Raw genomic sequence first — 8,847 nt, forward strand, 5'->3', positions numbered from 1 at the left:
AAACAGTACGGCCTGTCGGCCCGGGGCCTGGCCATCGACACCGCGATGGGCCGGCCCGAGGAGTTTCCGGACTTCACCGACTTCTACCTGGAGCGGCCCGACCCGGCGTCGGGCACCGTTGTCGTCTACGCGATGCTGGATTCGCCCAGCGTGGCCGGCGCCTACCGCTTTGCCATCGCGCCCGGCGACACCACGGTGATGGACGTGGATGCGGCGCTGTACCCGCGCAAGGCCATCGAGCGGCTGGGCATCGCGCCCTGCACCAGCATGTACCAGATGGGCGAAAACGACCGCCGCATGGCCAACGACTGGCGGCCCGAGATCCACGACTCCGACGGCCTGGCGATGCACACCGGCGGCGGCGAATGGATCTGGCGGCCGCTGACCAACCCGCGCACGCTGGCCTTCAATGCCTTTGCCGACCGGCAGCCGCGTGGCTTCGGGCTGCTGCAGCGCGACCGCGACTTCAACCACTACCAGGACGACGGCGTGTTCTACGACCGCCGGCCCAGCCTGTGGGTGGAGCCCAAGGGCGACTGGGGCGCGGGCTCGGTGCAGCTGACCGAGATACCAACGGTGGACGAGACCTTCGACAACATCGTCGCCTTCTGGAACCCGGCGCAGCCGCTGGTGCCGGGGCAGGAGGCGCTGTTCGCCTACCGGCTGCACTGGGGCGCCGAGCCGCCGGTGCAGCCGCCGCTGGCGCGCTGCGTGGCCACCCGCACCGGCCTGGGCGGCGTGGTGGGCCGGCCGCGTGCCTACTGGTCGTGGCGCTTCGCCATCGACTTCGCGGGCGGCGAGCTGGCCCGCCTGCCGGCCGGCGCCCCCGTGGAGCCGGTGATCAGCGTCAGCCGCGGCAAGGTGGAGATCACCTCGGCGCGGCCGCTGGAAGCGATCAACGGCTACCGCGCGATGTTCGACTTGGTGCCGCCCGACGACAGCACCGAGCAGATCACGCTGCGCCTGTACCTGCGCAGCGGCGACCGCACGCTGACCGAGACCTGGCTGTACCAGCTGCAGCCGCCGCCCGCGGGGGAGCGGGCCGTCGGCTGAAGGTCCACCTGAGCGGTGGTCAGCTGCCCGGCGTGGCGGCCTGCCAGGCCTGGAGGTAGCGGCCGACCTGGGCGGCCATCTCCGCCGTGGGTTCGGTGCCGGCAGGCACGGCGATCAGGCGCCGCAGCACCAGCAGGCGACCATCGGCCAGCGACACCGGCCACCACTGCATCAGCAACTCGTTGCTGTCGTAGTAGGGCTGGACCAGGCGCACTTCCCCATCCGGCCGCAGCGACCAGGTGGCATCCGTGCCACCACGGCTGGCCGTGCCATCGGCGCGCAGCACGACGTGGTAGCTGCCGTACATCGAGTCCAGGCTCGTCACCCAGTCCTGCGCCATGTCGGCGGCCACCGGCGTGTACAGCTTGGCCAGCGGCGCCATCGGGATGACGTCGGCCCACGCTTGCGACGTGCCGATGCGGCCTTGGACCAGCCAAGCTTCGAGGCCCTGCGCATTGGCCGGGCGCAGGCGGGTGTAGCGCCATTCCACGCCGGCTGCGTTCTTCAGCACGAAGCTGCCGTCGGCCACGCTCAGGCTGCGGGTTTCGTTGGCGAAGGCCAGCTGGGCCTGGTTGGCGGCGGTCACCGCCATCACGTCGCTGTCCAGCGACACGTAGCGTTCGGTGCCCTCCTTGACCACCGGCCCCGCCCAGCGGCTGCCCACCGGCAGGTCGGCGGCAGCGATGGGGTAGGCGTCCAGCCGGCTGGCCAGGCTCTGCAGGTACCAACCGGTGCCGGCTTCGGGGCTGATGGTCTGGCCGGTGAGCGGCCCTTCCAGCGCCACCTGGCGCACACGCTGCTGCACACGCGCCAGCTTGCCGCCCAGCAGCTGCAGCTGCAGGCCGGTGGTCTCGAAGCGCACCTGGCCGTAGGTGGTGCCGTCGGCGTCCAAAGGACCATAGCCCTCGGACGCCAGCGGCTGGCCGTAGCTGAGCCACAGTTCACCGTCCTGCACCACCCAGGTCAGCGCATGCGGACCGTCGGCAGCCGTGGCCACGCCGGTGCCGTCGGCCCGCAGCAGCCAGTGTTCGCCGCCGCCGGCATCGTCGTACAGCACCAGGCTCATGGGGTCGCCGCGGGGGCCGGCAAAGGCGGCCGTTGGCGCCGCCAGCAAGGCGTCGGTCGACGCCGTGTACCAGCGGGCCTGGTCGCTTTGCAGCAGGTCGTCGCGCAACGTGCGCACCGCCGCCGCATCCCGCGCAAAGGCCCAGCTGTCGGCCTTGCCCGCCGGCAAGGGCACACCGCCGTCGATCACCAGGCGCAGTGCCGTGGCCACCATCAACGCGGCATCGGCACCCAGGGCGTCGCGGGCCTGGGCCAGCGCAGCCCCGGTGGCGGGCGCTCCGGCCGCCGGCCGCGACAGCAGTGCGGCCACCGCGGTGCTCAGGTGCGACACGTTCAGGCCCGGCGCGGCAGCGGCCGTGACCTGGCCGCTGGCGTCGACGCCCGCAGCCACCTCGCCGGCGCTGCCGGCCAGGCCCACCAGCCGCACCGCAGCCTGGGCGCCGGTGCCGGTGGCTTCGATGCGCACCACGTCGGCCTGGTTGTTGGCGGTCACCTCCACGCGGTAGCGGCCGGCGGCGTCGGTGGTGGTGTTGAAGCTGGTCTTGCCCACGGCCACCGTCACCGGCGCGTTGGCCAGCGGCGCATCGGCCACGGTGCCGCTCAAGGTCATGCGGGCCTGCACGGCCACGGTCACCGGCACGTCGGAGCGGATGCTGGCACCGCTGGCGGTGTAGCTGAAGGTCTCGGTGCCGAACCAGCCGGCATCGGGCGTGTACACCAGCTTGCCATCGACCATGCGGGCGCTGCCATGCGCGGGCTTGCCGACGGCGGCCACGGTCACCGGCCCTTCGTTGCTGGTGTCGTTGGCCAGCACGTCCACCGTCACCGGCGTGTTCCAGGCGGTGGCGGCGCTGTCGGCGTTGGCGTCCAGCACGCTGGCGGTGCCGCCGTCGCCGCCGCAACCGGCGGCCAGGCCGGCGACCAGGCAGGTCGTGGCCCAGCAGGTGGCGAGCATCCATCGCGGCCGCGGCGCGCGAGCGAAGGGCAAGGGGCCATGACGGCCGGGCGGGCAAGGCTGGTGAGGCATGGGGTACTCCTGGCGACGGTGCGGCCGGTCCATCCGGCCGCTACTGCGGCGTGCACTCTCGGCCGCCCCGCCCGGTGTTGGCATCCTCAGCGCGCAGGAGCCAACGGCCGGTTTCTCCTGCATCCGAAGGACACGGCCGCAGCCCGGCGTGGCCGGCAGGGCTTTCCTACAATCCCCGATCGCCCCGGCGGCCCCAATGCCCCGGCGTGCACCACATGACCCACCGCAAAATCTTCGTCACCACCGCCCTGCCCTACGCCAACGCGCCCTTCCACATCGGCCACATGATGGAGTACATCCAGGCCGACATCTGGGTGCGGCACCAGCGCATGCAGGGCCACGAAGTGCACTTCGTGGGCGCCGACGACGCGCACGGCGCGCCGATCATGATCGCGGCCGAGAAGGCGGGCAAAACGCCGCAGGCCTTCGTGGCCGAGATCGCGGCCGGCCGCCAGCAGTACCTCGACGGCTTCCACATCGCCTTCGATAACTGGCACTCCACCGACGGCCCCGAGAACCACGAGCTGGCGCAGGACATCTACCGCGCACTGCGCAAGGCCGGCCTCATCACCGAGCGCTCGATCGAGCAGTTCTTCGACCCTGTGAAGAACATGTTCCTGCCCGACCGCTACATCAAGGGCGAGTGCCCCAAGTGCGGCGCCCAGGACCAGTACGGCGACAGCTGCGAGGTGTGCGGCGCGGTGTATTCGCCCACCGAGCTGAAGAACCCGTACTCGGCGCTGACCGGCGCGGTGCCGGTGCTCAAGACCAGCGTGCACTACTTCTTCCAGCTGTCGTCGCAGCGTTGCCTGGACTTCTTGAAGGAGTGGACGCACTCGGCCGGCCGCCTGCAGCCCGAGGTGCTGAACAAGATCAGCGAATGGTTCGCGGTGGACGAGCATGGCCACGGCGGCCTGGCCGACTGGGACATCAGCCGCGATGCGCCCTACTTCGGCATCCGCATTCCCGACACCGAGGACAAGTACTTCTACGTGTGGCTGGACGCGCCGGTGGGCTACCTGGCCTCGCTGAAAAATTACTTCGGCAAGATCGGCCGCGACTACGACGCCTTCTTCTCCGACCCCGCGGTGGAGCAGATCCACTTCATCGGCAAGGACATCACCTACTTCCACACGCTGTTCTGGCCCGCGATGCTGCATTTCAGCGGCCGCAAGACGCCCGACCACATCTACGTGCACGGCTTCCTGCAGCTCAGCGGCGAGAAGATGAGCAAGAGCCGCGGCACCGGCCTGTCGCCGCTGAAGTACCTGCAGCTGGGCATGAATGCCGAGTGGCTGCGCTACTACCTGGCGGCCAAGCTCAACGGCCGGGTGGAAGACGTGGACTTCAACCCCGACGACTTCGTGGCGCGGGTCAATTCCGACCTGGTGGGCAAGTACGTCAACATCGCCAGCCGGGCCGCGGGCTTCCTGAACAAGCGCTTCGGCGGCCAGGTGCTGCCGGTGGCCGAGCTGCCGGCGGCGGATGCCGCCATCCACGACCAGATCGTGGCGGCGCAGCCGGCGCTGTGCCAGCTGTTCAACGACCGTGAATACGGCAAGGCGCTGCGCGACATCATGGCGCTGGCCGATGCGGTCAACGGCTATACCGACGAGAACAAGCCCTGGGAACTGGCCAAGAAGCCCGAGCAGGCCGAGCGCCTGCACCAGGTGTGCAGCACGCTGATCCGCGCCTTCGAGCTGCTGACGCGCCTGCTGGCGCCGGTGCTGCCGGCCACCGCGGCCAGCGCGGCGCAGTTCCTGAACGTGCGCTTCGAGCGCAGCATCGGCCCTTCGCAGGTCGAGCGCATCGGCGAGTTCAAGCACCTGCTGCAGCGTGTGGACACGAAGCAGCTGGAGGAACTGCTGGCCCCGCCGCCGGCGCCCAAGGTGGTGCCGGGCGGCGAGGACATCGCGCCCGAGATCAAGATCGACGACTTCAGCAAGGTCGACCTGCGCATCGCCAAGATCGTGAATGCCGAAGCCGTGGAAGGCAGCGACAAGCTGCTGCGGCTGACGCTGGACGTGGGCGAAGGCCGCACCCGCAACGTGTTCAGCGGCATCAAGTCGGCCTACCGGCCGGAAGACCTGATCGGCAAGCTGACGGTGATGGTGGCCAACCTCGCGCCGCGCAAGATGAAGTTCGGCGTCAGCGAAGGCATGGTGCTGGCTGCCTCGCATGCCGACGAGAAGGCCGAGCCCGGCATCTTCGTGCTGGAGCCCGGCCCGGGCGCGCAACCCGGCATGCGGGTGCGGTAAGGCTCAGCGAGCGCGGGTTCCGCCGCCGGGCCGCCCCAAGGCGGAACGCTCCCCCTCGGGGGGGGCGCGAGCGTAGCGAGCTTGGGGGCAGTCATCTCCGACGAGCGGCGGCGCCCAGCAGCGCCAGGCCGCCCAGCATCAGCGCATAGGTGCCCGGCTCGGGCACCGGCGCGGTGGCCAGGTCGGCGTTCACACCCAGCGCGATGAACTGCGTGAACTCGCTGCCCGAGAAGTTGTTGTCGGCCACCAGCATCAGCGTCTTGCGGCCGGTCAGGTCGGCGCCCCAGGTGATGCCTTCCACGTTGTCCAGCACCAGGGCCGATCCGTCGTCGTTGCGCAGCGTGCCCAGGTCCAGCAGCAGCGACTTGCGCATCGCGCTGAAGCTGGCGCCCTGCAGCGAAGCCAGCGAGGCCACGTCGGTGGCGCCCACGGTGTCGGTCAGGTACAGGCGGATGTTGTAGCCGATGCCGGTCGCGAACGAGCGCTCCATCGCGATGAAGCGGCCATCGCTCACCGCCAGCATCTCCACCAGACCGTTGTCGGCAAAGCCGCCCGGCGTGGGCGCGTTGACGATGGCGTCGGTGCGGTACACGTACTCGGCGGTGCGCTGGCCGCTGGCCAGGTTGAACTCCGCCACGCGGCTGTTGCTGCCGGCGGCCAGCGAAGCGGCCGGGCCGTCCTGCACCAGCGCGCCTTCGGTGGCCACGTAGGCGCGGCTGCCGTCGGTCGAGAGCGTCAGGCTCTCGAAGGCCAGGTTGTTGCGGATGCCGCGGTCGCCCGCCGCGGTGCCGGCGGCGCTGCCGGCCGGCAGGTAGGCCGTGGGCACCTCGAAGCTGCGCATCGGCGTGCCGTCCAGGTACATCTGGCGCAGCGTGGGGTTCTGGTACGTATTGCCGCTGCGCAGGCCTTCGTTGGTCCAGAGCAGCGAAGGGCCGTTGGCGCCGCGCACCAGGCGGATGGATTCTGGGTCGACGCCGTTGGCCGCGAACGGCTGGCCGTTGAGGTCGCGCAGGGTGGTCACGCCGGTGAACTGCACGCCGGCGCCGCTGGCGTTGTTGGCGCGCTGGAACTGCGCCACGTCCAGCGTCATGCGGTAGTAGCGCGCGGGGTTGATCTGGCTGCGGTCGTCGCTGATGGCGACGTAGCTCTGCGTGGCGGCGTCGTAGTCGATGCCGGACAGGCCGCCGACCTGGGTGCCGGCGAACACGGTGCCGGTGGTCAGCGTGGCCTGGCCGATGTAGTCCAGCGGGCCGGCGGCCAGCGCGGCCGAGGTGGCAAAGGCCAGCGCCGCGGCGGCGGCCAGCGGACGGATGAGCGAGGCGAATGCGGTCATGGTGTTGTGCGGGGTTGAAACGACGACCGCGCATGCTGGCCGCGCTGCATGACCTGGACATGAAAGCGGATGGGCCGGCGCACAATCAGGGCTGTGACCGAGGTACTCCGCACCCTGCCGCTGCTGCCGCCCTCCCGGCGCCGCCGCTTCATGGCGCGGGTGCACCACTGCGGTCCTCCGGCGGCGGCTTTCCGGCCCGTTTTTTCCTGCAGCACCCCGGAGACCGCATGCCCCCGCTTCCGCTTCACCGCTTTCGTCCGCGCTTGGTCAGCAGCCTGAAGGGCTACACGCGCGACCGTTTCTTCGCCGATGCCGGCGCCGGCCTCACCGTGGGCATCGTGGCGCTGCCACTGGCCATGGCCTTTGCGATCGCCAGCGGCGTCAAGCCCGAGGCGGGTTTGTTCACCGCCATCATCGCGGGCTTCCTCATCTCCGCGCTGGGCGGCAGCAACGTGCAGATCGGCGGGCCGGCCGGTGCCTTCATCGTCATCGTCTACGGCATCGTCGAGCGCTACGGCCTGGCCAATCTGCTGATTGCCACCATCCTGGCCGGCGTGCTGCTGTTCCTGATGGGGCTGCTGCGGCTGGGCGCGCTGGTGCGCTATGTGCCGGTGAACATCGTCATCGGCTTCACCAACGGCATCGCGGTGCTGATCGCGCTGTCGCAGGTGCGCGACCTGCTGGGCTTGAAGATCACGAAGCTGCCGGCCGACTTCTTCGCGCAGCTGCACACGCTGGGCGGCGCGCTGCCCAGCTTCAACCCCTATGCGCTGGTGCTGGGGCTGCTGTGCTTCGGCGGGCTGATGCTGTGGCCACGGCTGTTCAAACGTGACGTGCCGCCGCTGGTCAAGGCCGCGGGCCGGCTGCCGGGGCAGATCGTCGCGCTGGTCACGCTGACGCTGGCGGCCACGCTGCTGGCGCTGCCGGTGGAAACCATCGGCAGCCGTTTCGGCGGCATTCCGCAGGGGCTGCCGACCTTTGCGCTGCCCGACTTCAGCTGGCAGACGGTGCAGCGGCTGTTCATTCCCACCGTCACCATCGCGCTGCTGGGCGCGGTGGAGTCGCTGCTGTGTGCCCGCGTGGCAGACAGCCTGGGCCAGTCGGCCTTTCCGCGCCACGACCCCAACCAGGAGCTGATGGCCCAGGGCGTGGCCAACGTGGTGGCCCCCTTCTTCGGCGGCATTCCGGCCACCGGCACCATCGCGCGCACCGTCACCAACCTGCGGGCCGGGGCCACCACGCCGGTGGCCGGCATGGTGCATGCGGCGGCGCTGCTGCTCATCGTGCTGCTGGCCGCGCCGCTGGCGCTGTACGTGCCGCTGGCGGTGCTGGCCGGCATCCTGCTGTTCGTGGCCTGGAACATGGGCGAGTGGCATGAGTTCGCTCGGCTGCGGCAGTTTTCGCTGGGCTACCGCACCACGCTGCTGGGCACCTTCGTGCTCACCGTGGTGTTCGACCTCACGGTGGCGGTGGAGGTGGGGCTGGTGTCGGCCTGCGTGTTCTTCATCTGGCGCATGGGCACGCTGTTCCGGGCCGAGCCGATGAACGCCGGCATGCCGGGCGTGGTGGTGTTCCGGCTGTACGGCGCGCTCTTCTTCGGCGCGGTGGGCCGCATCGAAGAGCTGGAAGCCCGCGTGCCGGCCGGCACCCGCGCCGTGGTGCTGGAGATGCAGCGGCTGGTGTCGATGGACGCCTCGGGCCTGGATGCGCTGGTGCAGCTGCACCGGGTGCTGCAGCGCCGCGGCGTGCGGCTGCTGCTGGCCGAGCTGAACGAGCAGCCCCGCTCGCTGGTGCAGCGCGGCGGGCTGGCCGCGGCGCTGGGCGAAGACGGCCTGACCGGCTCGCTGGCCGAGGCGCTGGCGGCGCTGGCGCCGGCGGCAGGCGGCCCGGTCAACCCGGCGACATCAGCCGCGGATCGTCCATGACCGCGCTGCGCAGCACCTTCATGTCGGCATCGAACACCACGTTGAACACCTTGGGCTGCTGGCCGTCGCGCCAGCGCCAGTCCCATTCGGTCTGCTGCTTGAGCGCATAGGTCTGCTGCTGGGCGGGCCGGCCCAGCAGGCGGCGCACCTGGTCGGCCGTCATGCCGGGCTGCACCCGCTCGAAGT

The 8,847-nt window shown here is 70.6% G+C and carries 6 protein-coding genes; 3 read left to right on the top strand and 3 right to left on the bottom strand.

What is annotated here, in order from left to right; all coding sequences use genetic code 11:
- Window positions 1-1,053, top strand: a 1,053-nt coding sequence (locus ABNT58_RS04140) for a glucan biosynthesis protein D (RefSeq protein ID WP_348752244.1), incomplete at its 5' end; no start/stop codon positions are given.
- A gap of 19 nt (window positions 1,054-1,072) precedes the next feature.
- On the opposite strand, the gene ABNT58_RS04145 is transcribed toward ABNT58_RS04140, so the two are convergent.
- Window positions 1,073-3,073, bottom strand: coding sequence for an Ig-like domain-containing protein (locus ABNT58_RS04145; RefSeq protein WP_348752245.1), 2,001 nt, complete (start codon window positions 3,071-3,073; stop codon window positions 1,073-1,075).
- Between the two features lie 287 nt (window positions 3,074-3,360).
- Between ABNT58_RS04145 and metG the strand changes: the two genes are divergently transcribed.
- Window positions 3,361-5,403: a methionine--tRNA ligase gene (gene metG, locus ABNT58_RS04150; protein WP_348752246.1), complete on the top strand. Its 2,043-nt coding sequence runs from the start codon at window positions 3,361-3,363 to the stop codon at window positions 5,401-5,403.
- A gap of 91 nt (window positions 5,404-5,494) precedes the next feature.
- On the opposite strand, the gene ABNT58_RS04155 is transcribed toward metG, so the two are convergent.
- Window positions 5,495-6,736 (bottom strand): esterase-like activity of phytase family protein, encoded by a 1,242-nt coding sequence (locus tag ABNT58_RS04155; protein WP_348752247.1) that lies wholly within the window; start codon window positions 6,734-6,736, stop codon window positions 5,495-5,497.
- Between the two features lie 227 nt (window positions 6,737-6,963).
- On the opposite strand from ABNT58_RS04155, the gene ABNT58_RS04160 reads away from it, so the two are divergent.
- Window positions 6,964-8,661 (top strand): SulP family inorganic anion transporter, encoded by a 1,698-nt coding sequence (locus ABNT58_RS04160; protein WP_348752248.1) that lies wholly within the window; start codon window positions 6,964-6,966, stop codon window positions 8,659-8,661.
- On the opposite strand, the gene bamE is transcribed toward ABNT58_RS04160, so the two are convergent.
- The coding region (gene bamE / locus ABNT58_RS04165; protein WP_348752249.1) for an outer membrane protein assembly factor BamE at window positions 8,627-8,847 on the bottom strand (221 nt) is incomplete at its 5' end. The genes ABNT58_RS04160 and bamE overlap by 35 nt on opposite strands.

It is taken from the genome of uncultured Aquincola sp. (assembly GCF_964001545.1).
In the GTDB taxonomy this organism is placed as follows: domain Bacteria; phylum Pseudomonadota; class Gammaproteobacteria; order Burkholderiales; family Burkholderiaceae_C; genus Aquincola.